Here is a 25169-nt window from a genome sequence, read left to right as displayed (position 1 = left end):
TTTCAAGTCGAGGATTCAATATGACAACGATAACTGAAGTGCGTGCTCGGACGGTCAATGTGCCGCTTGATAATCCTACGAGCTTTTCCAATCGCCAGGTGCTCAAGCGCGATTACGTGCTGGTTGAGGTGGTGGGCGATGATGGCCATGTGGGCATTGGTTTTTGCTACGGCGGCAATAATGCCGGTGTACTGGTGGCCAACGCGGTGAGAGAGCTTTTGAAACCAGTGCTGATGGGGGCAGATGCCCATGCCACTGAAGCATTGTGGCAAGCCATGTATCAGGAGTCGCTGCTGCATGGTCGCTGCGGTTCGGTCATGCGTGCCATCAGTATTCTGGATACCGCGCTTTGGGACCGAAATGCCCGGGCCGCGCAACTGCCGCTTTATAAATTCCTGGGCGCAAGCGACACGCAAAGCGTGCCAGCGTATGCCAGCGGGGGTTACTACCTGGACGGCAAGACCCCCGCGATGCTGGGTGAAGAAATGGCCGGCTACGTGGCGAAGGGGTTCAAGGCGGTTAAGATGAAGGTCGGCCGCGAAGACTTGGCTGGTGAGGAAGCACGACTGGCGGCGGTGCGCGAGGCAGTAGGCCCCAATGTGCAGGTAATGATGGATGCCAACAATGCCTGGCGGGATCTGCCGTCGGCGCTGGCCTTTATGCGCATGGCCGAACCGTATGCCCCTTTCTGGATCGAGGAGCCATTTAGCCCCGATGATATCGACAACCATCGTCGCCTGGCAGAGCGTACGCCAGTGCCGGTTGCTACGGGTGAAATAGAGGCAGGCCGCTGGCGCTTCAAAGAGTTGCTGGATAAGGAAGCGGCCATGATTCTGCAGACCGATGCGGCGGTTTGTGGGGGCATTACCGAGTTCCGGCGCATCGCCGCCACAGCGGCCAGTTACGGTGTCGACATTTACCCGCACTGGTTCCACGACCTGCATATCCATCTGGTGGCGTCGGCACCCAACGTGACCATGGTCGAGTTCTTCGCTGACGATCAGGTGCTTAACTTCAGGCGCCTGGTGGATACTCAGTTGCAGTTTGCCGACGGTCAACTGCTGCTGCCCACCGCTCCGGGACTTGGCTTCGGCTTTGATCAGGACGCGCTTGAGCGTTATGCCATCGAACCCTGGCACTAACCGTCTTACAACAAGGAGAATGTCATGTCTCAAGTGAGTGGAGACGTCTGGTCACCGGTCATTACCCCCTTCGGCGCCGACCTGGCGCCGGACGAGCAGCGTTTTGTGGCGCATTGCCAATGGCTGGCCTCGAATGGCGTCGGCTTGGCGGTGTTCGGCACCAATTCCGAGGCCAATTCAATGACGGTGGCTGAAAAGCAGGCGTTGTTGCAGGCGCTGGTGGATGGCGGTATCGATCCTGCCCGAGTGATGCCCGGCACCGGCAATTGCGCGATTGGTGACTGCGTCTCATTGACCCGCGCGGCGGTGGAGGCGGGCTGTGCCGGTGTGCTGATGCTGCCGCCTTTCTATTACAAGGGGGTCAGCGATGAGGGCTTGTTCCGCTACTACAGTGAAGTGATCAACCGCGTTGCCGATTCACGCCTGCGGATCTACCTCTACCATATTCCGCCGGTCACTCAGGTGCCGCTTTCGCTCGAACTGATCGAACGGTTACGCGATGCTTTCCCTGGCATCATCGCCGGCATCAAGGACAGCGGCGGTGATTGGGCTCACACCCAAGCGCTGACCGAGCGCTTTGCCGGGCAGGATTTCGCCGTGTACGCGGGTAGCGAACGGTTTCTGCTGGATACCTTGCGGGCCGGTGGCGCTGGCTGCATCAGTGCCACGGCCAACGTCAACCCGGCGGCCATCGTTGAGTTGGCACGGCATTGGCAGGAGGGTGATGCCGACGAGCGTCAGCAGCGCCTTAACGTGGTACGCGACCTGTTTGAAACTTATCCGCTGATCCCTGCCATGAAAGCGGCGAAGGCGTATTTTTCGGGAATCAACGATTGGCGGCGCTTGCGCCCACCCTTGGTGGAGCTGGACGACCAGCGTACCGCTGAACTTATGTCTGCGCTCAAAGCGACGGGTTTCCAAATGCAAGGAGTGGGCGAGGCGCGCCATGGCTGAGCAAATAAAACCGTGGCGGATTGTCGCCGTACGCCGACTCAGCGAAGCCCAGCTTGAGGCGTTTTCCGGCATGGCGGAGGTTGACTACTTCGAGGATGTGGACGCCTCCAATCACGCCGACTTTATGGCAGCACTTTCCAAGGCCCATGGCCTGATCGGCGGTAAGCTGGAGCTCAGCGAGGCGATGTTGGCCAAAGCGCCAGCGCTACGGGTGGTCGCCACTATTTCGGTAGGCTATGACCATTTGCCCCTTGAAGCTCTGAGCCGGCGCGGCATTTTGCTCTGCAATACACCGGATGTGCTGACCGAGACCACCGCCGATACGGCGTTTGCGCTGATCATGGCGACTCAGCGGCGCCTGGTCGAGCTTTCCAATCTTGTCCGTGACGGTGGCTGGCAGGCTCATATCGGCCCCGAGTATTTCGGCGTGGATGTGCACGGTAAAACCCTGGGCATCGTAGGCGCAGGGCGGATTGGCGCGGCGATTGCCCGGCGCGGGGCACTGGGCTTCGGCATGCCGATCCTGTACACGGCGGCATCGCCCAAACCGGCGCTCGAGCAGGAGCTCGGCGCACAGCGGCGTGATCTTGAGGCATTGTTAGCCCAAGCAGATATCGTCTGTTTGAGCGTGCCCTACAACGCCGACACCCATCACCTGATTGACGCCGATGCCCTGTCCCTCATGAAGCCGACGGCGGCACTGGTCAATGTGGCAAGGGGAAAAGTGGTGGATGAACCGGCGTTGATCGAGGCACTACGCCGCGGTCGTATTCGTGCCGCAGGGCTCGATGTGTTCGCCGAAGAACCATTGCCTGCCGACTCACCGTTGTCCGCCATGGACAATGTGGTGGTTGCCCCGCATATTGGCTCGGCGACCCATGAAACGCGTGACGCCATGGCGCAACTGGCCGTCGATAACCTGGTGGGTGCGCTGGTTGGCAGTGGACCGCTTACCCCCGTTAATGAGGATGTCTGGCGACGGACCTTCTCTGAAGCCCAGGAGACATAATGCCCCGACGATTGGACCATATTCTGAGCCTGGATGACTTCGAGCGGGCCGCCAAGCGGCATTTACCGCGACCGCTGTTTGGCTATGTCGCGAGCGTCGCCGAAGACGGCATGACCGCACGCGCCAGTCGTGATGCTTTCGATCACTACGTGTTTCTACCGCGAGCGCTGGTCAATGTGGCCGATGTATCGACGGAAACCGAGCTCTTTGGTTGCCGCTATGCCTATCCGTTTGGCATTGCCCCAATGGGGATAAGTGCCCTGACGGCCTATCGGGGCGACCGGGTGCTGGCGCGGGCGGCGTCAAACGCTGGCATTCCCATGATCGTAAGCGGTACCTCGTTGATTCCTATGGAAAAATTGGCAGGTCCGAATGGCTCGGATTGGTTCCAGGCCTATCTGCCTGGAACGCCAGAGGAGATTGATGCCCTACTGGCGCGTGTCGAGAAGGCCGGATTTAGCAATCTGGTGATCACCGTGGACTACGCCGTGCCGCCCAATCCTGAAAATCACCGGCGAGCGGGTTTCTCTTCGCCGCTGCGCCCCAGCCTCCGGCTCGCCTTGGATGGCCTGGTACGGCCACGTTGGCTATTCGGGACCTTTTTAAAGACATTGTGGTACCACGGCGTTCCGCACTTCGAGAATAACGCGGCAACGCGAGGCGTGCCGGTGCTGGCAAAAAACGTTAACCGGGATTTCTCGGGCCGTCGGCACCTGGATTGGTCAACGCTTGATCGGGTTCGGGCGTGCTGGAAGGGTAACCTGATAGTGAAAGGTATTCTCCACCCAGACGATGCACGACGGGCCGTCAGTGCCGGTGCCGATGGGGTGATTGTTTCCAACCATGGTGGCCGTCAGCTCGATGCCACCGTGGCACCGCTGACCATGCTGCCCGAGGTGGTGGAGGCAGTTGGTGAAGCGGTGCCGGTGATGATTGATGGCAGCTTCCGGCGTGGCAGCCAGGTGCTCAAGGCGTTGTCGTTGGGCGCCAGCTTCGTGTTTCTGGGCCGTCCCTTTAATTATGCGGCCAGCATCGCGGGCGATGCCGGTGTGGAGAAAGCTGTCATGCTCTTGGGTGACGAAATAGAACGCGATATGGCGCTGCTCGGCGTAACAAGCGTCAAGGCGTTATCCGTAGATTTACTAAAGAGAAACGGGTTCTATTAGTTCTATTGCAACTAATGCGGACCCCTTTTGCAGAACCGTCTGAACGCTGAATAAAACCAGCGAGCAAGCGAAAGTGGCGAGAGCTTTAGCGTCAATACCACTTTTGGGTAAATTTTTTCGAATATAAAAGGCGAGAAAAGTACCTTTTTTGGGAATGGTCAGTACATTAGCATGCTAATCACCTAGTGGAGAGCATTTCTCCGTACCAACCCAAGGAGTCGTATCATGAAACTCAAGACAACGCTTTCAGCTCTTGTCATTGTCGCCCTTCCCATGGTCGCCCAGGCCGACCCAGCCACTGAGCGTGCCATTCAGCTGAGCGAGCCTCTAAAGACTGGCCAGGTAACGCAACAGGACGCTGATACGTCGGTATCGGTTATGGATTTATCCCAGGATATCGTGAGCGAAGGCGACAGCGCTGCCATGAAAAAAGCACGCGCTAGCCTTAGAGCGGGAAATCAGCACGAGACTGATATCCAGTTGAGCGCTGATCAACTGGAACTGGCACGCCAAGCGACCACCTAAACGCGATCGAATACCGACGTGCTATTTGGCTTATTAGCCTCCGGGGCCCTGACACATTGTCGGGGCCTTTTTAATTTACGAGCACACATATCGAATCGCTAGTCGTTGACTACCATCCGCCTGAGCAACAGCGGAAGTAGCAACATCAGTAACGTAATGCGCAGCAGGTGGTGAGTGGTAACGAAGGCGGGGTCGATCCCCAAGCTCAGTGCGACCAGGCTTAACTCCGGGGCACCGCCGGGCATGTAGGCGAGCAGCGCTGCCGCGGCGGAATACCCGGTGAGCAGGTGGCCTGCCCAGGCCGCGATAATGGCGAGAAACAACAGTACCAGGGCCTGAATGACGGCCATCAGCAGCGCCATGCCCACCGCACCAAGCTTGGCGCCAGCAAAGCGCACGCCCACGGAGATACCGATGATCACCTGGGCGAACGCAATGATTGCCGGGGGCACCGCGGCGTGGGTGAGGCCTGAGAAGTGCAGCACCCCTGAAACCAGCGCCGGGCCAAACAGCAGCGGGCTGGGCAGCCTAAGTATCTTGCCCAGCCATATACCGCTGATACCGGCCGCCAACAGCCAGCCAACATCGATTGGTGATGGCATCCATAACCACTGCGACAATGCAGGCGTGGCGCTGCCGATATCGACATGGCCGATAAACTGCAGTGCAGGCGGAATGGCCACCAGCAGCACCAGGATACGCACGGCGTGGGTAATGCCGATAATGCGTAGATCGGCCCCGGAAGAGAGCGCCATCCCCGTCACCGTGGAGACCCCGCCGGGCACGCCGGAGTAGAGCGCGGTCTCCCAGGAGTGCCCCGCCACGCGGCAGGAGAACCAAACCGAGAAGGTCATCATCACCGCCGTGGCGATCAGCATGACGGCAAGACTGATACCCCAGAGGCTGGCATCCCCGGTCATCTCCGGTGTGAACGCTGAACCGAGCATGACCCCAATGACCACCAGTACGCCTTTGCGCCCCTTGCGCGGTGACTCAAGCGGGACGCCCAATAGAGAGGCCACTGTGGTGGCGATCATGGCACCCAGCAGCCAGGGGAGCGGTACTTGTAGCCAGTAGGCCAGCCCACCGCCGACAAGCCCGAGTGCCAGCGTCGGTAGAAAACGACCCAGCGAGCCTATCCTTGCTGCCAGCATGGTTTTCAATCTCCTTTACCGTTAAAACCCCGGCAGTTGAGAACATCTGCCGGGGCGGTCGTGTTGCGTGTCGATCGGCGTTTGGCTGTCGTCAATCAGCGTCTGGCCGCAAGCATCTTCGGCACTGCCCAGGGCAGCACCAGCAGCAAGGCAGCGGCGATCCACAACCCCAGTGAAATACCGGACTGCCATAGGATGCCGACATCGCCCCCACTAATAGACAGCGCGCGGCGCAGGTTCTGCTCCATCAAGCCACCCAGCACGTAGCCAAGAATCACGGGGGCCAGGGAGAACCCCAGCTTGCGCAGCAGGTAGCCAAACACGCCGATGATCAGCATCAGGTAGATGGCAAACAGGTCGGAGTGCAACTGGTAGACGCCGACGAACGCCAGGATAGCAATGGCGGGTACCAATACCCAGCGCGGGATGGTCAGCACGCGGGCAAAGACGCCAGCCAGCGGCAGGTTCAGCATCAGCAGCACAACGTTACCGATGTAAAGCGAGGCGATCAGGCCACCGGCCACTTCCGGGCGCTCGGTGAACATCATCGGTCCTGGGGTGATGTTGTAAAGCATCAGCGCGCCCAGCAATACGGCCGTGGTGCCCGAGCCGGGAATGCCAAGCGTCAGCATGGGCACGAAGGAGCCCACCGCGGCCGCGTTGTTGGCTGACTCTGGCGCTGCCAGGCCGCGCATGTCGCCCTTGCCAAAGGTATTGTCCTTGTCGGAAAGGCGCTTCTCGGTGGTGTAGGAAACGGCGCCCGCCACCGACGCACCGGTCCCGGGGAGAACGCCGATGATAAAGCCGAGCAATCCCGACCGGCCGATAGCACCTTTACACGCGATAACTTCCTTGAGGGTGACAAAGACACGACCCAGCGGCGGGAGCTTGCCGTCGTCCTCCGAGCGGTGAGCATGCTCAAGCATCAGCAGAATTTCGCTGATGGCAAACAGCCCGATGATCATCACCACAAAGTCGATGCCGTCGTAGAGCTCGGGCAAACCGAAGGTATAGCGCAACACGCCGCTGCCGGAGTCGATACCCACGGTGGCAATCAGCACGCCGAGCACCGCGCCAATGGCGGTCTTGATAGGATCCTTGCCCATCATCACCGACATGGAGGAGAAAGCGAAGATCATGAGCGCAAAAAATTCGGCCGGGCCGAACATCACCGCGACTTCCGCCAGCAGCGGTGCAAACAGTGTCAGGCCGATAATGGCAATGGTGGCGCCAATGAAGGAGCTAACGGCCGAAAGGCCTAGCGCGGGGCCGGCAAGCCCTTTCTGTGCCAGCGGGTAGCCGTCCAGGGTGGTCATGACCGCACCGGCATCACCGGGCACATTGAGCAAGATGCTCGACATGCGTCCGCCGTATTCGGCCCCGGTGTAGACGGCGGCCAGCAGGATCAGCGATGACTCCGCCGGCAAGCCGAGGGTGTAGGCCAACGGCATCAGAATGGCGATGCCGTTGATCGGGCCAATACCCGGCAAGGCCCCGAACAGGGTGCCCAGCAGGGCGCCAAGGAAGGCCAGGCCCAGGTTGAGAGGGGTTAGCGCAACCCCGAAGCCGTCGATCAGGAAATCGAACATCTCAGCGATCCTTTAGATGAAGCTGGCGAACAAGTAGCCAGAAGGCAGACTGATGCCGAGGGCGGCGGTGAACAGAAAATAGCCGACAATCGACATGACAATGCCGGTGATCAGTGCCTTACCCCAGGTGGCATCAAACAGCCGCGCCAGGGCGGTGACGACCAGCATCGATGAGACGATGAACCCCAGCTGTCTGAACAAGACGGCATAGACCAGTAGTAAAACCAGCACCAGTAACAACCGGAGTGCCAGTGCCTTGTGCGGCCAGCTGCCGTTGTCGCCGGGCCTCAAGATCATGACCAGCGATAGCAGGGTCAGCAGAATCGACAGCCCCAAGGGGAATGCCTTGGGACCGACGGGCTCATAGCTGAAAGGCATTTCCAACTGAATGGCCTGGACGGCGATAAACGCCGCCAGACCGATCAGGGCAATACCCAGTACTCGGTCGGCGGCGATTCTCATTGCGTCAGACCCACTTCTTCAGCCAATCCTTTGAATTCGGCAACCTGCTCCTTGACGTAGCTGTCAAAGTCGTCCCCGAAGCGTGACATCGGGAACAGGCCGCGCGCTTCACGCAGTTCGGCAAAGACAGGGTCGTCTGCCAGTTCCTGCATGCGCTCGATCCAGGCCTGGTAGGCTTCATCGCTGACATCCGGACCCATGTAATAGCCGCGCCAGATCGGCCATTCCACATCGTAGCCCTGCTCGGCTGCGGTGGGGATCTCGGCGTAGGGGCCTCCCATCCGTTCTTCGGAAAGCGATGCCAGTACGCGGATCTTGCCGCTCTCAAGCTGAGACTTGAGTTCCGAGAGGTCGCCGGTGAACACCTGAATGTGGTCGCCCAGCAATGCCGCCAGGGCCTCGCCGCCGCCCTCGAAGGCCACGTAACGAAGGTCTTTTGGCGACATATCCCCGGACTTGGCGATCAACGCCGCCTTCATCCAGTCCTGGCTGCCGACCGTTCCGCCAGCGCCGAAGGCAATCTCGTTGGGATTTTCTTTCAGGTCGGCCATCAGCTCCTCGAGGTTTTCCCAAGGTGCATCGGCACTGACGACGATAGCGCCATAGTCGACGCCGAGCGCGCCAAGCCAGCGGACTTCATCAGCGTCGTACTGGCCAAACTTGCCAAGCGCCAGGTTGACGGCGGCACCGGTGCTGGCGGCAACGATCAGGCCAGGGTCATCGGTGCGTACACCGTTGACATGGTTATAAGCCACCGCGCCAATGCCCCCGGGCATGTAGCTGACCATCATCGGCTTGTTGATCAGGCCGGTATCCTGCAGGCCATTGGCAGCGAGGCGACACGTCAGGTCGTAGCCACCGCCGGGCTTGGCTGGCGCGATGCACTCGGTGGATTCCGGGATCGTCTGGGCGTGAGCCTGGCCAATCAACAAGGCACTGCCGATGATGGCAAGGCCTGAGGCGTGGCGAAGGATTGGGTTGATCTTCATGACGAACTCCTGTTCTCTTGTTGTAGTCGGGCGCGGTGAATGTCCGAGCCCGGTCATACCAGATGACAGTCGCCATGTTAGGCAGGCAACCTTTCACCAACCTGTCATCTTCCCAATACTGTTCTGAGACTTTAGTCACATGCGCCTAATCATCGTGGAAGACGATCCGATGATCGCCCGCTCGCTGGACAATGCGCTTGCTCGTCTGAGTAATACCGTTGATGTCTTCACGCTCGCAAGCAAAGCGCGTACGGCACTGCGAAATGACACCTTCGATCTTGTTTTGCTCGATCTGGGGTTACCCGATGGCGATGGCCTTGAATTGCTGAAGGAGTTACGCGAGCGCGGCGACAGGACACCGGTGCTGATTCTCACGGCCCGGGACGGCGTCGATGATCGCGTCCACGGTCTTGACCTGGGCGCGGATGACTATCTTGCCAAGCCGTTCTCGGTGGCAGAGCTTGAAGCCCGGGTGCGGGCCTTGCTAAGGCGCAGCCAGCAGCGCAGCGATAATCGACTGAAATACGGTCCTTTATGCCTGGATCCGACGGCGGGCGTCGCGACACTCGACGGCACAGTGCTCGAACTCCCACGCCGAGAGCTGCGCCTGCTTGAGGGGCTGCTTTTACACGCGGGGAATATCGCCCCGCGCGAGATGCTGGAAGGGCGGGTGTTCAGCTATGGGGACGTTGGCTCCAACGCACTGGAGGTTTACGTGAGCCGCCTGCGCAAGCGACTTCAAGGCAGCTGTCTGCGCATCCGAACCTTTCGGGGCCTGGGCTATCGCCTCGAGGAAGTGCCAAGGTGATTCACGTTCAAGGCACGCTAAAAGCGCGTCTGGCGATCTGGCTGTTCGTCATGGTCTCGGGGCTCGGTACGCTACTGCTGATGGAGGCTTATTATTCCACCCAGCGCGCGGCGGAGCGCGCTTACGACAGTCAGCTTGAAGCGGCTGCACTGACCACCGCCGAGTCGGTGCAGTGGGAAGGCAGCGAGCCTGTCGTCAGGATTCCGCCCGCCGCCCTGCAGATTCTGGCGACCTCTCATCAGGAGCGGGTCTTCTACGCCGTGCTCGACCCTGACGGACGACGAATCTCGGCCAACCTCGATATCCCCATTCCCAAGGCAGGACGTGACAAGGCGGCCATCGAACCCACCTGGCTTGATCTGACCCAGGCGGGGACTCGCTGGCGCTTGCATGGTAGGGAGTACGACTCGGCGGGATGGGACATTCAGGATCCGGTGCAGATCTGGGTGGGGCATACGGTCAGTGGGCGCGAGGCACTGGCCAAAGAGCTGTTCGACCGAGCGGTCATTCGATTTATCGCCATGGTGATGCTGGCAGGTATCCTGATGCTATTGGCGATGCGAGTGGCATTGAAACCGATGCGCCAGCTGCGCCATCAATTGCGGCAACGCACGGCGGATGACACGCGGCCCCTCAATGGCAAGGTGCCGGAAGAATTGCGTGAAACGGTCGAGGCGCTTGATACCCTGTTTACCCGCCAGCGCGAGAGCCGTGACAACCTGCTGCGCTTCACGGCAGACGCCAGCCATCAGCTCAAGACTCCGCTAGCGGGCTTGCAGAGTACCAGCGAGTTGGCTCTGCATAGCCACGACCCAGATGAGTGGTATCGAGCCTTGTCGGACGTCCACGACGGTGCGAAGCGGACCAGTCGTCTTGCCAGCCAGTTGTTGAGCCTTGCGCGCCTGCGCCATATCGAAGAGGCTGACGAGCTCAAACCGATCGACCTTAAAACGACGCTCCATGACACCGTGCTTGAGTGGGCCCAGCGCGAGGCGGCGATGCACCACGACCTGGGGCTGGCCGAGTTGCCTTCCGAACCCGTCATGATACGGGTGCAAGCGTGGGCGCTCCGTGAGCTGCTGGGCAACCTGATCGACAACGCGCTGCGCTATACCCCCGCCGGTAGTGAGATTACCCTGGGACTAGAGGCCATCGACCATCACATCATGCTCTATATCGAGGATAATGGCCCTGGGGTGGAGCCCGAGGTTCGCAATCGGATGTTTCAGCCCTTTGAGCGCGGCGGGCGTCAGGATACGCAGGGGTCAGGCCTGGGTCTGGCGATTGTGGATTCCATTGCGCAACGCCATGCGGCCGAACTTCATGTCAAAGAACGACAGCCTCACGGGCTTCGGATTGAGTTGCACTTTCTGGCGATAAGAGAGGAAACCTGATGCACCGCCTATGGCTGACGACGGCCCTGCTGGTTGTCTGTTTTTCATCTTCCCAGCGTTTGCAAGCGATGCCGTTGGTGGTAGAAGCCGCGTTGGACCGGCAGGTCGTCGCGCCTCTTTTGGCGGCTTTCGAGCAGGCCCACCCGGCTATCGAGCTCATCTACCGTGATCGTTCCACATTGGAAGTCAATGACTTGATAGCGACAGCGGACCCCCCGCCCGACGTGGTGATCAGCTCCGCCATGCCCTGGCAGATGAACCGGGTGAATCAGGGTTATGCCCAACAGCTGGATTCTGCACAGGCCAGCGAATGGCCTGACTGGGCCAAATGGCGAAATGAGCTTTTCGGCTTCACCTTCGAGCCGATCGTCATGGCTTACCGGCTTGATCTGGCGCGCCACATCCTGCCGCCGCAAACCCATGCGGACCTTCACACGCTGCTAAGCGAACAGCGTGAGACGTTACAGGGTAAGGTAACCACTTACTCCCCGTCAGAAAGCGGGATCGGCTACACCCTGTTCCAGCAGGATGCTCGCTATACCGACAGGTTCTGGGATCTGGTGACAGTCCTCGGGGACGCCGACGCCCAGCTCGAAGCCAATACCCGCTCGATGTTGAAAGGGCTGACGGAGGGGCGCTACTGGCTGGGTTACAACCTTTTGGGTTCCTACGCCATGGTGTGGGCTCAGGAAAATCCCGAGGTGATTGTGCAGGTACCTCAGGACTACGCCCTGGTAATGATGCGAACGGGGTTCATCCACCGTGATGCGCCAAACCCGCGCGCGGCGCAAGCCTTTATGAACTTTCTGCTTAGCCGCGATGGTCAGCGTGTATTGGCGGCCCAGACCCCGCTTTTCAGCGTTCGGCCCGACGTGGTCGGGCCCTATACCGCTCAACGCTTGCGCGACCAGGTCGGCGACCGCCTCTATCCCATCACGCTTAACGCCTCGGTGCTTGCCTTTGTCGATGCGCTACGCCGCGATGCCTTTATGGCACGGTGGCAGCGTGAGTTCAGTCGCTATCAGCGCGGCGGTGATTAACGCTAATTTAGTAGCAGTGCTTTATCGATATGTATAAACGCACTGGCCTCGTTTATCAGTGAGACGGCTGTAAACTGAGGGACGCCGTAAACCTCCACTGTTTTACCATGTTGTGTGCGGATTTTATTGGCGAGTAGATCAAAGTCTCCGTCGCCTGTTACCAGCACGATAGTATCGGCCTGTTCGGCGTACTCTATTGCATCGAGGGCAATGCCAACATCCCAATCGCCTTTGGCGGAGCCGTCCGAGCGTTGAATGAAGGGCTTTAGCTTCACTTCAAAACCAATGGCTCTTAGTATCGTTTGAAACTCGCGTTGTTTTTTGTCGCCTTTGTCGATGGCATAACAAACGGCTTTCACAACGTCTCTTCCTGTCGTTGCTCGAGCCCAGAACTTATTGTAATCAAAGTTCTTTCCGTATGCTGATCGCACCGTGTAATAGATGTTTTGGATATCCACGAATATGGCGACTTTTTCCATAAATATAATTAGTTTTCCGTAAGTTGTATTCAGTTCAAGCCGAACAGTTGGCTGATCAGCGGAATCAGCACGGAGCTGAATATCCCCGTCATGCCCATCGCCAGGCCAGCAAAGGCACCTGCCAGGGTGCTGCGCTGCATGGCATAGGCCGTTCCGAACCCGTGTGCGGCCAGGCCCAGGGCGAAGCCGCTTGACGTATGTGAACGCACCTTGAGGACGCGAAATACCAGTGGGGCGAGCAGGCAACCCATCACGCCGGTGGTCAACGATAAACCGGCGGATAGTGACGGGAATCCGCCTATCTGTTCCGAGATACCAATGGCGATGGGAGAGGTGACCGATTTAGGGGCCATGGATAGCAACAGCGAATCGCTGGCGCCAAAAAGCTGGCCAATCAAGACGGTGGTCACGACGGCCGTCAGGCTGCCGCTTAGGCAAACGACCAGCAACGGCAGCAGCATTCGGCGAATACGGGCACGGTGGTCATAAAGGGGCACGGCCAGCGCCACTGTGGCGGGGCCCAGCAGGAAGTGAATGAACTGCGCCCCTTCAAAGTAGGTGTCGTAGTCGGTGCTGCTAAGGGTCAACAGCAGGATGATCATCAACATGGCGACCAGCACCGGATGCAGCAGCGCAGTGCCACCCGCCTTGCGATTAAGCACGCTGGCCAACAAGTAGGCCCCCAGCGTAATCACAATCCAGAACAGAGGCCGGGCGTTGAAGTAAACCCAAAAAGTGGTGAGCTCCATCGTTTATTCCTTATGCTTGTATTGACGGGTTTCCCACGCCTGCAGCAGCCAGCCGGTCAGCGACAAGGTAATAAGGGTGCTCAGTAGCAGCGAGGCCAGAATCGTGAGCCATTGCTGGGCGAGTGTCTCTGCAAATAGCATCAGGCCGACGCCTGCCGGGACAAACAGCAGCGATAAATGCCGCACCAATCCCTCGGCAGGCAAACGCAGGCCATCCGGCACGCGGCCATGGAACATCAGCCCGATCAACAGGAGGAGCATGCCCGCTACCGGGCCCGGAATTGGCCAGCCGAACCATACCATCAGCCACTCGCCCATGAGTTGGCAAATCAGCAGAATCAAAAACCCCTGAACCATGTTGATGACCTCGCCAGTTGTTTTGGAAAGGGTTAAGCGTTGTGCATCCATGGGGCGAGTTCACCACACCATGGATATTGTCGATACATACTATGGGATGACAGGCACAAAACTTAGGGCGCGCCTATCAGCGTCAGGAATTTGAGTATTCCAGAGACGGATAGACGCGCCCATCGTTAAAAACATGGCGTTACAGGAGCGTTAGACGTAGAAGTCCAGATCCTCCTGCGCTTTCAGTAGGTCCCGCATCTTGATGGGATCGTCGCCAAAGAAGAATACCAGGCCCCAGTGAGTGCCGAAGGCCGAGCGGTCTGGCACGGTCTCTTCCGTCGGCGCGACCAGTTCGTGGGACTCGAAATAGGGATGCTCGATCGTTTCTTTTGGCATCTCCAACTTGCTGACCACACGGCGCCTTGGGTACACACCGAAGCAGCCTGCGTAGCCTTTCGCATCGACCACCTCACGTGGGAAGAAGGCAGCCACTTCCTCTTTAGTGCTTTTGGGGTCGAACACCAACATTGACGCCTGGTACGCATTAAACCCGTAGGCTTTTTCGATCAGCTCGAACGCCTTGAAGCCGGGCGGGCGATAGGCAACCTCGCCAAAGTACATCTCGCCGTCTGCGGTGACGAAGTACTCGGGATGGATCAGGCCGAACTGGATGTCGAACGTTTTAATCAGCAGTTCGATCTGCTTGGTAATCGCGTTGCGCCAGCTTTCGAGCTCTTGCGTGGCGGGCACGAAGACCGAATAGCCCAACGTCACGTATTCAGAGATGTTGAGGAACTGGATCTTGCCATCGTGTATCCAGGCTTCCACCGCAAATTCCCAGCCATCCAGGTGGCTTTCCATCAGCAGCGGATATTCTTCATCTGGAATGTGTTCAATTTCTTCCATCGTGCGGATCATGCGGTGGCCGAGGCAGCCAGCTTTATCGAATGCCTTGACGTGAATCGGGTCGTCAGGGTCACCATCAAGCTTGAGCAGTGTCTGGTTGACGCGCTTCATGAAGCGAATAACGTCTTCTTTCTCGTGAGCTTCCTCGAAAATACCCACGCGAATACCGCCAAGCTGCGCACGGCGCTTCATAAGGGCCTTGTCGCGGAACAGGATGGACTGCCCGTACATGCGTGGGCTGTCGAGAAGGACAGAATTTATCGCACCGGACCACTCAACGGTTTCTTCAAACAGTGGGATGGCAACGTCGACGCCCTCGGCTTTCAGCCTTTCGGCGATTTCCATGGACCGGTCATTCAGGCGGATAAAGTCCCAGGCGATGAAGGGGATATTGTTGGCGGTACAGAAATCTTCGGCCCATTCCGGGGCAACCACGACATAACGGCGGTCAAATTTTTGCGCCGCCTTGATCGCGTTGACACTCCAGCCGAGCAGGGCAATGTAACCCTTGTTGGGGTCCTTGGGGGTCTCGGTACCTTTAACCGAATCCATTTCCGGGTCGCGCCAAGCGGCTACCGATTCGGGTAACTGCTTTTCTGATGTTATCGACATTCGATGTTCTCCTTTGCGGGTTAACCGAGACAGACTGCGACAACATTGGGGTGAACAAGGTGAAGCAAGACGCAGCCAGTGTTGTTTAGAGATGATCGACCATGTCAGCAGTAAGACTTTTCAACATATCTACTCTCACTTTAACCTAGACGATTCCCATCTGGATGGCAATTTGATTGTAGTATTTCTGGAAAAAGCTTGTATAAGTTTTCCTGCATACTGTTAGCGTTTCACGGCGGTCATCGCGGCCGCTTTCCGGAAGGCAGGAATGGGCTTGACCCGGCACTTCAGGGCGTCAAGGTGCATACAAGTAGAGCCCTGTAAAGAAATTAAAAAACAAGGCGTTACATTTATTCGAGGGTAGCCAAGGCCAACGTCAAAAGAGCCACGATACCGAAGCCAGGCGATAACGAAACATTGGTTGGCTGGTGCCGTCGGGCGGCCGTCAAGCCGCCCGAGGGTATTAGAGTTTGACGGTGGGATCGCCAAAGCCTTGAGGCACATACAGGTTGTGCTCACCAAGGTTGCGGGTATCGGTTTCACCGCAAAGTGCCATGGTGGTGTCCAACTCCTTGTGGATGATCTCCAGCGCCCGAGTGACGCCGGCCTCGCCCGCAGCGCCCAGTCCATAGGTGTAGGCTCTACCGATGTAGGTGCCCTTGGCACCCAGCGCAAGCGCCTTGAGGACATCCTGGCCCGAGCGAATCCCCGAGTCGAGATGCACTTCCACTTTGTCGCCAACGGCATCCATGATGGCGGGCAGCATGCGGATAGAACTCATGGCCCCATCCAGCTGGCGACCGCCATGGTTGGAGACGACGATGGCATCCGCGCCGATCTCGGCGGCACGACGCGCATCTTCCGGCGCCATGATGCCCTTAACGATCAGCTTGCCGCCCCACCACTCCTTGAATTGAGCAATTCGATTCCAGTCCAGCGAGACATCAAACGCTTCCGCCGTCCAGGTTGATAATGACGAAGGGTCCGTCACCCCTTTGGCATGGCCGACGATATTGCCAAATGAGCGCCGCTTGGTTTGCAGCATTTCAAGCCCCCAGGGAATCTTGGTGGCCATGTTGGCGATTGAGCGAGGGGTCAATTTGGGGGGCGCTGACAGCCCATTCTTGATGTCTTTATGGCGTTGGCCAAGCACCTGAAGATCCACCGTCACCACAATCGCGGAACACTTCGCTGCTCTGGCGCGTTCGATCAGACGGCGCATGAAATCGTCATCTTTGAGCGTGTATACCTGGAACCAAAACGGCTTGGTGGTGTGCTCGGCAACGTCTTCAATCGAACAGATCGACATGGTCGACAGCGTATACGGCACGCCGAATTTCTCGGCTGCCCGAGCCGCCTTGATCTCACCGTCAGCGGACTGCATGCCGGTCAGCCCGACAGGCGCCAGGGCCACCGGCATGGCCACGTCTTCACCGATCATCTGGTTGCGCGTGGTGCGCCCCGACATGTCAACGGCCACCCGCTGCTTGAGGTGGATATGCTGGAAGTCGCTGGTGTTTTCGCGAAAGGTCTGCTCTGTCCAACTGCCCGACTCGGCATAGTCATAGAACATCTTGGGCGTGCGGCGGACATAACGACGACGGAGATCTTCGATATTGGTATAGACCGGCATGGGTAATCCTATGAAGTGTGAGAAAGGCAGCAGACGTCCTCGGCAGCAGACCCCCTGACCGCCACCAATGACTTTTTTAACAGAATACTGCCGTCAATACATAACCCGGACGAAAATTAAACCGCAGAGTGGTGAGGCAACATCGCACTCCAGTTTTTTGTTAATGCTGTTGACGTGTGGGTTATGAAAGCGCAAGGTGGTTCTAGTTGGATAGCAAGTTGAACGTAGTCAGTAGCATCGAAGCATCTTTAGTGTTTGAGCCTGGTGAAAGTTTCTTGTTCTACCCATCGCAACTCGGGTATTTCCCCGGCATACATTTCGCTAAATCGAGGATTTCGATCATGGCAACTGGCACAGTTAAGTGGTTTAACGACGCAAAAGGCTACGGCTTCATTTCTACTGCAGAAGGCGGTGACGACCTGTTTGCGCACTTCTCTGAAATTCAGGCTGAAGGCTTCAAATCCCTGCAAGATGGTCAAGAGGTTTCTTTTGACGTCACTCAGGGGCAAAAAGGCCTTCAGGCTTCCAACATTAAAGTACTGTCGTGATCGGCATGCTGTAACGTTGGTTACCGATTCGTCGGTAAGCTGAAAACCCCGCCAAGTGTGGGGTTTTTGCGTATCTAGCCGTGCATTTTTTGATGAAAAGTGCGCGCCCTGCCGCGAAAGCATGTATCAAAGCGTCACTTTACCCCTAAGATTTTTGGTTTTGCCTTTACGCGTTTTGGCATCCACCCGTTTGCGCTTGGCGGAACGGCTGGGTCTTGTCGGCTTGCGCGCTTTCTGCTGTTTGACCGCTTCGCGAATCAATTCGCGCAGCCGTGCCAGGGCATCCTCGCGGTTGTGCTCCTGGGTCCGGTAGCGCTGGGCCTTGATGATGATTACGCCCTCTTGGGTGATGCGCTGATCGGTCAGCGCCAGCAGTCGCTCTTTGTAGAAGGGCGGTAGGGTTGAGCGATGAATATCGAAACGCAGGTGAATGGCCGAGGCCACCTTGTTGACGTTCTGGCCGCCAGCCCCCTGCGCGCGGATAGGATTCAGCTCGATTTCCCATTCAGCCAGCTCCACATTGTTGGAAATACGTAGCATAGGGCTCCTTCATATTGGGTTGATCTTCACGTTCCATAAATGGCTGGACTGGCGAAGCGTGTCGCAATCAGTTTAGGGTCTTGTGACGTTTCATAGCGGTCATGAATGAAACGTGAACCGGTCGTATATGTTTATAATAGGACGTCTTTTATGCCATGGAGAAGCCGATGAACGACGTTATCAAGCTGCTGACCTCGCACCGTTCGATCCGCAAGTTTGAGCCGCGCGAGATGCCCGACGGCTTATTGACTGAACTGATTCGCGCGGGGCAGGCTGCCGCGACGTCCAGCCATATTCAAGCCTACAGTGTGATGCGTGTCACCGATATGGCGAAACGTGAGCAGTTGGTCGAGCTAACCGGCGGCCAGGGCTACGTGGCAAGCTGCAGTGAGTTTTTGGTCTTCTGTGCCGACATGAAGCGCCCGCTTGAAGCCGCCGAGCGCACTGGGGAAGACGTCATCAGCGGCATGACCGAACAGTTGCTGGTCGCCACAGTGGATGTATCGCTTGTCGCGCAAAACGTGGCCATAGCGGCGGAGTCAGAAGGACTCGGCATCTGCTATATCGGCGGGATACGCAATAACCCCCAGGCGGTCAGTGACCTGCTGGACCTACCGCCGCATGTCTACCCGGTATTTGGCATGTGCATCGGCTACCCTGCCCATGACCCGGACGTCAAACCGCGTCTACCGGTCGAGGCGGTGCTCAAGGAAAATCATTACAGCGATGACACTGAGCAAGTCGCGGCTTTCGACCAAACCATGCAAACCTACTATCAGGCCCGTAAAGGCGGCAACAAGGACACGGATTGGTCGCACAACCTGACGCCGTTATTTACCCAAAAGCTGCGTCCGCACATGCGTGAATTCCTGATCGAGAAAGGGTTCAAGATGCAGTGAGGAAAACCCGCGTGCCGACCTACTTAGACAAGCATCGACGGTTTGAATAATTCAGTACGGTCGATGGTGTTGCCTGACAGCATGAATTCCCCCATGCCCCGGTAGTGCAGCGATTCTTCATCATCGGCCTTGGGTGCTACGTGGGCTTTAACGACCTCAAAGATAAACAGGTTGTAGCGTTCAACCATGGCGTCATCATGTAGTCGGCACTCAAAGGATGCGTAGCACTCCTCGATCAGCGGCGCCCCCACCTTCTCTGCTTTGACTGGGGTTAGGGCAAACGTCTTGAACTTGTCGACCTCGCCCCCGGAGCAGTTGCCGATACCCACCACCTTATCGACGAGCGACGCTGAGGGAATATTGATCACGCATTCGCCGCTGTGACGCACAAGGTCGTGGGAATGATTGCCTGCAGCAATAACGCACCCAATAAGCGATGGAGAGAACGCCATGACCATGTGCCACCCCATGGTCATGATGTTGGTTTGCGCTTGCCACTGCGATGAAACCAGCACAATCGGGCCGGGCTCGAGGAAGTGTCTGATATTCGATACGGGGAAGTCTTCCTTCGTCATCGGGTGTGTCATCAACAACCTCCGATTGGGTTTGATTGAACTAGGTCAAGCGCTCGGGCGGCGCATCACCAGTAGGTCCTCTGCAGGGCCGGGGGAGGCGATCACCAAAAACGAGGCCAATACAAACGACAGCCAAAGCTCTATCGACATGGTGTTAATCTTCCTGAGATTAAATCGATGGGATAGTCCCCGGTATAGTTTTCCCTGAATGGGAGTGACACCAGAGACTCCGTCCTGACATCGTTTTGAGTGCCATGCGGCCAGCCTGACGACGCTTTTCCAACGTTGAAAGGCCGATTATATCGACGCCTATTATGCGTTCGTTGGCATCTGATGTTGCGTTATAGTTCAAGCGCTAGCAGCCTCACAAGGAGAGTGACGCTCACGGAAGCGGGCATGACGCTCCCACGTCAAATGGTCGTGCACGGACGGTTATGCTGTTACGCGGCTTTATCAGGTATTTACTGAGCTTGCTAATGGCTTTAGACGTTCGTGGGGCGATCATGCACACTGGTTCCAGTTGTAGTGAAATAACTCGGTTGAATCAAAGGTTGAATAGTATCTAGCGGCCTTGGCATTAGATCCTAGACGTCTAAAAGGCTTTATGACTAAGGTCGCAAATGGTCAGTGCCTCATGTCCAAGCGGCGGCGCTGCATGAAGGTAAAAATTGTAGGAATACAATAAAGGAGAAGTCGAGTGAAGATAGGCGCACCGAAAGAAAGTGCCCGGGGGGAGGCGCGCGTCGCGCTCACCCCCGAGAGCGCCCAACATATCCAGAAGCTGGGTCATGAGTGCCTGATTGAAGCTGGCGCCGGTGAGGCGGCGGGCTTTAGTGACGCCGCGTATCGCGACGTGGGCGTGAGCGTTGTAGACGGCGCTGATGCGCTGTGGCGCGACGCCGAGGTGGTCATTAAAGTCCGCGAGCCTTCTGATGACGAAGTCAAGCAGCTGCACGAAGGCCAAACCCTGATTACCTTCTTCTGGCCAGCGCAAAACGAGGCGCTGCTGGAAGCCTGCAAGGCCCAGGGCGCCACCGTGGTGGCGATGGACATGGTGCCGCGTATCTCCCGGGCACAGAAGATGGACGCGCTATCGTCCATGGCCAATATCGCGGGTTACCGTGCGGTCATCGAGGCAGGCAACAACTTCGGCCGCTTCTTCACCGGCCAGGTCACCGCAGCGGGCAAGGTGCCGCCTGCCAAAGTGCTGGTGGTCGGCGCTGGCGTGGCGGGTCTGGCGGCAATCGGGACGGCCACAAGCCTGGGCGCCGTGGTGCGCGCCTTCGACGTTCGCCCCGAAGTGTCCGAGCAGATTGAATCCATGGGCGCCGAGTTCCTGTTCCTCGAATTTGACGAAAGCCAGGACGGTTCCGAAAGCGGTGGTTACGCGGCGCCTTCCAGCCCCGAGTTCCGCGAAAAACAGCTTGAGTGTTTCCGCGAGCAGGCGCCGGATGTGGATATCGTGATTACCACCGCGCTGATTCCCGGCAAGCCCGCGCCTAAGCTGTGGCTTGAGGACATGGTCGCCGCGATGAAGCCCGGTTCGGTGATTATCGACCTGGCGGCCGAGAAAGGCGGTAACTGCGACCTGACTAAGCCCGACGAGCGGGTAGTGACCGATAACGGCGTCGTGGTGGTTGGCTACACCGATTTTCCCTCGCGCATGGCGACTCAGTCGTCGCTGCTGTACGCCACCAATATCCGTCATATGCTGACCGATCTCACCCCCGAGAAAGACGGTGTGATCAATCACAACATGGACGACGACGTGATTCGTGGCGCCACAGTGACGCATCAAGGCGAGATCACCTTCCCGCCGCCGCCGCCCAAAGTGAAAGCGATTGGTGCGGCGCCGCAGAAGAAGAAAGAAAAGGAACCGACGCCGGAGGAGAAAAAGGCCGCCGAGCATGAGGCGTTCAAGGCCCAGACCAAGCGTCAGGTGAGCCTTTTGGCGATTGGCGGTGCTCTCATGCTGCTGCTCGGCCAGGTGGCGCCGGTCTCGTTCATGCAGCACTTCATTGTGTTTGTACTGGCCTGCTTTATCGGCTTCCAGGTGATCTGGAACGTTAGCCACTCGCTGCACACGCCACTCATGGCGGTGACCAACGCAATCTCGGGCATCATCATCCTCGGCGCCATCTTGCAGATCGGCACGAGTAGCGTGATCGTCGGCATATTGGCCGCCATCTCGGTGCTGATTGCGACCATTAATATCGTGGGTGGCTTCCTGGTGACACGCCGGATGCTCGCCATGTTCCAGAAATCCTAAGCAGCGGAGAAACGATATGTTAGGTCAAGGATTCGTATCTGCTGCGGCGATCGCGGCAAGTGTTTTGTTTATCCTCTCATTGGGGGGGTTGAGTAACCAGGAGAAAGCCAAGCGAGCGGTGTGGTACGGCATCGTTGGCATGGCGGTAGCGGTATTTTTCACCGCCTTCGGTCCCGGTATCGGTGGCTACTGGTGGTTGATCCCGATGATGATCATCGGTGCTGGCATCGGGGTATACCTGGCTAAAAAGGTCGAGATGACCGAAATGCCCCAACTGGTGGCCGCACTGCATAGTTTTGTCGGTCTGGCCGCGGTGTTTGTTGCCTGGAGCGCGGATCTTGAGCGCCGCCGGGTGATGGCTGCACAGGCCGCCGATGGCGCGATGCAGGAGTTTTCCGCCTTTGCCGCGCTGGTGGCGACCAAAGCCCCCGATGAGCTGATGTTCCTACAGGTCGAGGTGGTGCTGGGGATCTTCATCGGCGCGGTGACATTTACCGGCTCGGTAATCGCCTTTGGCAAGCTGGCTGGCAAGGTCGACGGTAAGCCGAAGCAGCTGCCGGGTGGGCATATGCTAAACGCCGGGGCAGCGGCGCTGTCGCTTCTGCTGGCGATCATGTACCTCAACGGCGCGGGCTTCTGGACGCTGATCCTGCTGGCAGCGCTGGCGTTCTTTATCGGCTATCACCTGATCATGGGCATCGGCGGGGCGGACATGCCGGTCGTGGTCTCCATGCTCAACAGCTACTCGGGCTGGGCGGCGGCTGCCATCGGTTTCACGCTATCCAACGACCTGCTGATCGTCACCGGCGCCCTGGTGGGCTCATCGGGTGCCATTCTCTCGTATATCATGTGCAAGGCGATGAACCGTAACTTCATCAGTGTGATCCTGGGCGGCTTTGGCGGCACCCAAGGGCCGGCCGCCGAGATCGAAGGCGAGCAGGTGGCGATTGATGCAAACGGAGTAGCCAGTGCCTTGAACGACGCCGACAGCGTCATTATCGTGCCGGGTTACGGCATGGCAGTGGCCCAGGCGCAAACCGCGGTGAGCGACCTGGTACGTAAGCTGCGTGCGGCGGGTAAGGAAGTCCGCTTCGGTATTCACCCCGTGGCGGGTCGCCTGCCGGGGCACATGAACGTGCTGCTGGCCGAGGCCAAGGTGCCGTACGATATCGTGCTGGAAATGGATGAAATCAACGACGATTTCGCCTCGACCGACGTTGTCATCGTCATCGGCTCCAACGACATCGTCAATCCGGCCGCCGAGGAAGACCCCAACAGCCCGATCGCTGGCATGCCCGTGTTGAAGGTCTGGGAAGCCAAGCAGGTGTTCATCTGCAAGCGCGGCCAGGGCACCGGCTACTCGGGGATCGAGAACCCGCTGTTCTTCAAGGAAAACAGTCGCATGTTCTACGGCGACGCCCGCGACAGCATCGAATCGCTACTGCCGATGGTCGAATAGGTCAGCCCACGCAGATAACGATCCAGAACTAAGCCCGCGAGTCATCGCGGGTTTTTTTATGCTGTGCAGGCCCTCGATACCCCTGCTATGGTCATTGACCGCCTTCTTTTTCGAGCACTCGCTACCATGAACCAACGCCCTGACCCCCGCGTGCTTCTGCGCCTGCTGGGACTGCTTCGTCCCTATAGACTGCGGCTGGCCCTGGCGGGGCTGGCGTTATTATTGGCGTCGGGCAGTGTGCTGCTGCTGGGGAATGGACTGCGCCTGGTCATTGATCGGGGCTTTCTGGCGGCGGATGAACAAGCGCTGGCCCAGACGCTGGGTTTGATGCTGGCCGTGGTGTCGCTGCTGGCGATGGCGTCGGCATTGCGTTATTACCAGGTGACCTGGATTGGCGAGCGTCTGGCGGCCGACCTGCGCCAGCGCGTGTTCGACCATTTGCTGACCCTGGAGCCGAGCTTTTTCGAGAGCGCAAGCGACGGCCGCGCCGCCGGTGAGATCGCCTCGCGGCTGACGGCGGATACGAGTGTGCTGCAGAGCCTGTTTGGTTCGTCGGTCTCGCTGGCGCTACGTAACCTGGTCATGCTGGTAGGCGCCGTGGTGCTCATGCTGGTGACCCAGCCGTGGCTGTCGGCAATGGTGCTGGTGGGTATCCCGGCGACGTTGCTGCCGATTGTTTGGTATGGTCGTCGAGTCAGGCGGCTTTCACGCACCAGCCAGGACCATGTGGCTGAGCTTGGCCGCTACGCGGAAGAGTCATTGAGCGGTATCCAGACCCTCCAGGCATTCACCCACGAGGGAGAAGATAAAAAGCGTTATGGTGAAAGGGTCGAGCAGGCATTTGGCAGCGCTGTGGAACGCACTCAGCAGCGCGCCTGGCTGACCGGCATCGCCATGCTGGTGGTATTCACCGCCGTAGGCTTGATGCTCTGGCAGGGCGGTCAGGCGGTACTGGCTGGCACCATGAGTGCGGGCGAACTATCGGCGTTTATCTTCTACGCGGTACTGGCGGCAGGGGCCATCGCCACGCTGGCAGAAGTCGCCGGGGATGTGCAACGCGCAGCGGGGGCCGCAGAGCGGCTGCTGGAGCTGCTCGATACCCAGCCCACCATTCAGTCGCCCGCGCAGCCGCAAACCCTGCCTAGGCCATCGCAGGGCGATATTGCGTTGGAAAACTTAAGTTTCACCTACCCCGGCCGGGAAACCCCGGCGCTGATTGACGTTGATCTGCATATTCAGGCGGGCGAACGGGTCGCCGTGGTGGGGCCTTCGGGGGCGGGCAAAAGTACCTTGCTGGCGTTGTTGCTGCGTTTTTACGATCCAAGTCAGGGGCAAGTCACCCTGGATGGCTACGATATCCGCACCCTGGATCTGGTGACCTTGCGCCGCGTCATGGGGCTGGTGGCGCAGGCGCCGTTACTGTTCAGCGGAACGGTGGCCGAGAATCTGCGCTATGGGGACGCTGAAGCGAGTAATGAAAGGCTACGCATGGCAGCTCAGGATGCCAGCGCTCTGGACTTTATCGATGCGCTTCCGCAAGGTTTCGATACGCCCCTCGGCCCCGGGGGAGTGCAGCTTTCCGGCGGTCAACGTCAGCGCCTTGCCATCGCCCGGGCGCTGCTCAAAGACCCTGCCGTGCTGTTGCTGGATGAAGCCACCAGCGCGCTGGATGCGGAAAGCGAGCGTCTTGTCCAGCAGGCGCTGGATCGACTGATGGTCGGGCGCACCAGTATCGTCATCGCCCACCGGCTGGCCACGGTGATCGCCGCGGATCGCCTGCTGGTGTTTGACGGCGGGCGGTTGGTGGCGGCGGGAACGCACCGCGAGCTGATCGCGACCAGTGCGCTCTATCGCCATTTGGTCGCGTTGCAGTTTGGTGGCGAAACGTTATAAAAACAGTAGCGGGATAAATACGGGAAT

At 58.5% G+C, this 25169-nt stretch carries 24 protein-coding genes; 13 read left to right on the top strand and 11 right to left on the bottom strand.

From position 1 onward, the window contains the following. Positions 1 to 20: 20 nt before the first annotated feature. The 5 genes from NH395_RS17380 (at position 21) to NH395_RS17360 (ending at position 4796) form a co-directional block, all read left to right on the top strand. Positions 21 to 1142, top strand: a complete 1122-nt coding sequence (locus NH395_RS17380; protein WP_253026657.1) for a mandelate racemase/muconate lactonizing enzyme family protein — start codon at positions 21 to 23, stop codon at positions 1140 to 1142. A gap of 24 nt (positions 1143 to 1166) precedes the next feature. Continuing rightward, the gene (locus NH395_RS17375) at positions 1167 to 2096 is read left to right on the top strand and encodes a dihydrodipicolinate synthase family protein (RefSeq protein ID WP_253026655.1); all 930 of its coding nucleotides are present in this window, start codon (positions 1167 to 1169) and stop codon (positions 2094 to 2096) included. Further along, complete coding sequence (locus tag NH395_RS17370; protein WP_253026653.1) at positions 2089 to 3105, top strand: D-glycerate dehydrogenase; 1017 nt, start codon at positions 2089 to 2091, stop codon at positions 3103 to 3105. The genes NH395_RS17375 and NH395_RS17370 overlap by 8 nt, the downstream gene beginning before the upstream one ends. Next, positions 3105 to 4271, top strand: coding sequence for an alpha-hydroxy acid oxidase (locus tag NH395_RS17365; protein WP_253026651.1), 1167 nt, complete (start codon positions 3105 to 3107; stop codon positions 4269 to 4271). The genes NH395_RS17370 and NH395_RS17365 overlap by 1 nt, the downstream gene beginning before the upstream one ends. A gap of 225 nt (positions 4272 to 4496) precedes the next feature. Further along, a complete protein-coding gene (locus NH395_RS17360; protein ID WP_253026649.1) occupies positions 4497 to 4796 on the top strand; it encodes a hypothetical protein in 300 nt (99 codons plus the stop codon). Between the two features lie 98 nt (positions 4797 to 4894). On the opposite strand, the gene NH395_RS17355 is transcribed toward NH395_RS17360, so the two are convergent. The 4 genes from NH395_RS17355 to NH395_RS17340 all read right to left on the bottom strand — a co-directional run bounded on the left by NH395_RS17355 (position 4895) and on the right by NH395_RS17340 (position 8990). After that, positions 4895 to 5950: an AbrB family transcriptional regulator gene (locus tag NH395_RS17355; RefSeq protein ID WP_253026647.1), complete on the bottom strand. Its 1056-nt coding sequence runs from the start codon at positions 5948 to 5950 to the stop codon at positions 4895 to 4897. Between the two features lie 95 nt (positions 5951 to 6045). After that, entirely contained in the window at positions 6046 to 7539 is a 1494-nt protein-coding gene (locus NH395_RS17350; protein WP_253026645.1) for a tripartite tricarboxylate transporter permease, read from the bottom strand. 12 nt (positions 7540 to 7551) lie between these two features. After that, the gene (locus NH395_RS17345) at positions 7552 to 8001 is read right to left on the bottom strand and encodes a tripartite tricarboxylate transporter TctB family protein (protein WP_253026643.1); all 450 of its coding nucleotides are present in this window, start codon (positions 7999 to 8001) and stop codon (positions 7552 to 7554) included. Further along, complete coding sequence (locus NH395_RS17340) at positions 7998 to 8990, bottom strand: tripartite tricarboxylate transporter substrate-binding protein (RefSeq protein ID WP_253026641.1); 993 nt, start codon at positions 8988 to 8990, stop codon at positions 7998 to 8000. The genes NH395_RS17345 and NH395_RS17340 overlap by 4 nt, the downstream gene beginning before the upstream one ends. Positions 8991 to 9129: 139 nt before the next feature. Here NH395_RS17340 and NH395_RS17335 point away from each other — a divergent pair, with 139 nt between their 5' ends. From NH395_RS17335 to NH395_RS17325, 3 genes are read left to right on the top strand one after another with little or no spacing between them, the layout of a single operon-like run. After that, positions 9130 to 9798 carry a response regulator gene (locus tag NH395_RS17335; protein WP_253026639.1) on the top strand — a complete coding sequence of 223 codons (669 nt, stop codon included), beginning with the start codon at positions 9130 to 9132 and terminating at the stop codon, positions 9796 to 9798. Further along, on the top strand, positions 9795 to 11192 hold the full coding sequence (locus tag NH395_RS17330) for a sensor histidine kinase (RefSeq protein ID WP_253026637.1): 1398 nt from the start codon (positions 9795 to 9797) through the stop codon (positions 11190 to 11192). Before NH395_RS17335 ends, NH395_RS17330 begins: the two co-directional genes overlap by 4 nt. Continuing rightward, entirely contained in the window at positions 11192 to 12232 is a 1041-nt protein-coding gene (locus NH395_RS17325) for an ABC transporter substrate-binding protein (protein ID WP_253026635.1), read from the top strand. The genes NH395_RS17330 and NH395_RS17325 overlap by 1 nt, the downstream gene beginning before the upstream one ends. A 2-nt stretch (positions 12233 to 12234) precedes the next feature. Here NH395_RS17325 and NH395_RS17320 read toward each other — a convergent pair whose 3' ends face one another. From NH395_RS17320 to NH395_RS17300, 5 genes are all read right to left on the bottom strand, one after another. Beyond that, positions 12235 to 12711 carry an NYN domain-containing protein gene (locus tag NH395_RS17320; RefSeq protein WP_253026633.1) on the bottom strand — a complete coding sequence of 159 codons (477 nt, stop codon included), beginning with the start codon at positions 12709 to 12711 and terminating at the stop codon, positions 12235 to 12237. 29 nt (positions 12712 to 12740) lie between these two features. Beyond that, positions 12741 to 13460: an LrgB family protein gene (locus NH395_RS17315; protein WP_253026631.1), complete on the bottom strand. Its 720-nt coding sequence runs from the start codon at positions 13458 to 13460 to the stop codon at positions 12741 to 12743. A 3-nt stretch (positions 13461 to 13463) separates the two neighbouring features. After that, a complete protein-coding gene (locus NH395_RS17310; protein ID WP_253026629.1) occupies positions 13464 to 13868 on the bottom strand; it encodes a CidA/LrgA family protein in 405 nt (134 codons plus the stop codon). A gap of 150 nt (positions 13869 to 14018) precedes the next feature. Next, positions 14019 to 15266, bottom strand: a complete 1248-nt coding sequence (locus NH395_RS17305; RefSeq protein ID WP_366066220.1) for a carboxylate--amine ligase — start codon at positions 15264 to 15266, stop codon at positions 14019 to 14021. Positions 15267 to 15789: 523 nt separating this feature from the next. Beyond that, on the bottom strand, positions 15790 to 16959 hold the full coding sequence (locus NH395_RS17300; RefSeq protein WP_253026625.1) for an alpha-hydroxy acid oxidase: 1170 nt from the start codon (positions 16957 to 16959) through the stop codon (positions 15790 to 15792). A gap of 341 nt (positions 16960 to 17300) precedes the next feature. On the opposite strand from NH395_RS17300, the gene NH395_RS17295 reads away from it, so the two are divergent. Beyond that, complete coding sequence (locus NH395_RS17295; protein ID WP_066314596.1) at positions 17301 to 17507, top strand: cold-shock protein; 207 nt, start codon at positions 17301 to 17303, stop codon at positions 17505 to 17507. Between the two features lie 126 nt (positions 17508 to 17633). On the opposite strand, the gene arfB is transcribed toward NH395_RS17295, so the two are convergent. Continuing rightward, a complete protein-coding gene (gene arfB / locus NH395_RS17290) occupies positions 17634 to 18047 on the bottom strand; it encodes an alternative ribosome rescue aminoacyl-tRNA hydrolase ArfB (protein WP_253026623.1) in 414 nt (137 codons plus the stop codon). Positions 18048 to 18214: 167 nt separating this feature from the next. Between arfB and nfsA the strand changes: the two genes are divergently transcribed. Next, positions 18215 to 18946: an oxygen-insensitive NADPH nitroreductase gene (gene nfsA / locus NH395_RS17285; protein ID WP_253026621.1), complete on the top strand. Its 732-nt coding sequence runs from the start codon at positions 18215 to 18217 to the stop codon at positions 18944 to 18946. A gap of 23 nt (positions 18947 to 18969) precedes the next feature. On the opposite strand, the gene NH395_RS17280 is transcribed toward nfsA, so the two are convergent. Continuing rightward, positions 18970 to 19533 (bottom strand): flavin reductase family protein, encoded by a 564-nt coding sequence (locus NH395_RS17280; protein ID WP_253026619.1) that lies wholly within the window; start codon positions 19531 to 19533, stop codon positions 18970 to 18972. 685 nt (positions 19534 to 20218) lie between these two features. On the opposite strand from NH395_RS17280, the gene NH395_RS17275 reads away from it, so the two are divergent. The 3 genes from NH395_RS17275 (at position 20219) to NH395_RS17265 (ending at position 25142) form a co-directional block, all read left to right on the top strand. Further along, on the top strand, positions 20219 to 21790 hold the full coding sequence (locus NH395_RS17275; RefSeq protein WP_253026617.1) for a Re/Si-specific NAD(P)(+) transhydrogenase subunit alpha: 1572 nt from the start codon (positions 20219 to 20221) through the stop codon (positions 21788 to 21790). A gap of 16 nt (positions 21791 to 21806) precedes the next feature. Further along, positions 21807 to 23249, top strand: coding sequence for an NAD(P)(+) transhydrogenase (Re/Si-specific) subunit beta (locus tag NH395_RS17270; RefSeq protein WP_253026615.1), 1443 nt, complete (start codon positions 21807 to 21809; stop codon positions 23247 to 23249). Positions 23250 to 23375: 126 nt separating this feature from the next. After that, complete coding sequence (locus NH395_RS17265; RefSeq protein ID WP_253026613.1) at positions 23376 to 25142, top strand: ABC transporter transmembrane domain-containing protein; 1767 nt, start codon at positions 23376 to 23378, stop codon at positions 25140 to 25142. The last annotated feature ends 27 nt before the right edge of the window (positions 25143 to 25169 follow it).

The sequence above is a fragment of the Halomonas sp. Mc5H-6 genome (assembly GCF_024124705.1).
GTDB lineage: Bacteria > Pseudomonadota > Gammaproteobacteria > Pseudomonadales > Halomonadaceae > Vreelandella > Vreelandella subterranea.
This window is presented reverse-complemented; position numbering and strand designations above follow the sequence as displayed.

Bases quoted from the DNA above. Each gene is read 5' to 3' on its own strand.
- NH395_RS17280 (WP_253026619.1), bottom strand. From the start codon at position 19,533: ATGACACACCCGATGACGAAGGAAGACTTCCCCGTATCGAATATCAGA.
- NH395_RS17270 (WP_253026615.1), top strand. From the start codon at position 21,807: ATGTTAGGTCAAGGATTCGTATCTGCTGCGGCGATCGCGGCAAGTGTT.
- NH395_RS17360 (WP_253026649.1), top strand. From the start codon at position 4,497: ATGAAACTCAAGACAACGCTTTCAGCTCTTGTCATTGTCGCCCTTCCC.
- NH395_RS17345 (WP_253026643.1), bottom strand. From the start codon at position 8,001: ATGAGAATCGCCGCCGACCGAGTACTGGGTATTGCCCTGATCGGTCTG.
- NH395_RS17315 (WP_253026631.1), bottom strand. From the start codon at position 13,460: ATGGAGCTCACCACTTTTTGGGTTTACTTCAACGCCCGGCCTCTGTTC.
- NH395_RS17295 (WP_066314596.1), top strand. From the start codon at position 17,301: ATGGCAACTGGCACAGTTAAGTGGTTTAACGACGCAAAAGGCTACGGC.
- NH395_RS17265 (WP_253026613.1), top strand. From the start codon at position 23,376: ATGAACCAACGCCCTGACCCCCGCGTGCTTCTGCGCCTGCTGGGACTG.
- NH395_RS17380 (WP_253026657.1), top strand. From the start codon at position 21: ATGACAACGATAACTGAAGTGCGTGCTCGGACGGTCAATGTGCCGCTT.
- NH395_RS17320 (WP_253026633.1), bottom strand. From the start codon at position 12,711: ATGGAAAAAGTCGCCATATTCGTGGATATCCAAAACATCTATTACACG.
- NH395_RS17375 (WP_253026655.1), top strand. From the start codon at position 1,167: ATGTCTCAAGTGAGTGGAGACGTCTGGTCACCGGTCATTACCCCCTTC.
- NH395_RS17335 (WP_253026639.1), top strand. From the start codon at position 9,130: ATGCGCCTAATCATCGTGGAAGACGATCCGATGATCGCCCGCTCGCTG.
- arfB (WP_253026623.1), bottom strand. From the start codon at position 18,047: ATGCTACGTATTTCCAACAATGTGGAGCTGGCTGAATGGGAAATCGAG.
- NH395_RS17355 (WP_253026647.1), bottom strand. From the start codon at position 5,950: ATGCTGGCAGCAAGGATAGGCTCGCTGGGTCGTTTTCTACCGACGCTG.
- nfsA (WP_253026621.1), top strand. From the start codon at position 18,215: ATGAACGACGTTATCAAGCTGCTGACCTCGCACCGTTCGATCCGCAAG.
- NH395_RS17325 (WP_253026635.1), top strand. From the start codon at position 11,192: ATGCACCGCCTATGGCTGACGACGGCCCTGCTGGTTGTCTGTTTTTCA.
- NH395_RS17310 (WP_253026629.1), bottom strand. From the start codon at position 13,868: ATGGATGCACAACGCTTAACCCTTTCCAAAACAACTGGCGAGGTCATC.
- NH395_RS17365 (WP_253026651.1), top strand. From the start codon at position 3,105: ATGCCCCGACGATTGGACCATATTCTGAGCCTGGATGACTTCGAGCGG.
- NH395_RS17370 (WP_253026653.1), top strand. From the start codon at position 2,089: ATGGCTGAGCAAATAAAACCGTGGCGGATTGTCGCCGTACGCCGACTC.
- NH395_RS17340 (WP_253026641.1), bottom strand. From the start codon at position 8,990: ATGAAGATCAACCCAATCCTTCGCCACGCCTCAGGCCTTGCCATCATC.
- NH395_RS17300 (WP_253026625.1), bottom strand. From the start codon at position 16,959: ATGCCGGTCTATACCAATATCGAAGATCTCCGTCGTCGTTATGTCCGC.
- NH395_RS17350 (WP_253026645.1), bottom strand. From the start codon at position 7,539: ATGTTCGATTTCCTGATCGACGGCTTCGGGGTTGCGCTAACCCCTCTC.
- NH395_RS17305 (WP_366066220.1), bottom strand. From the start codon at position 15,266: ATGGATTCGGTTAAAGGTACCGAGACCCCCAAGGACCCCAACAAGGGT.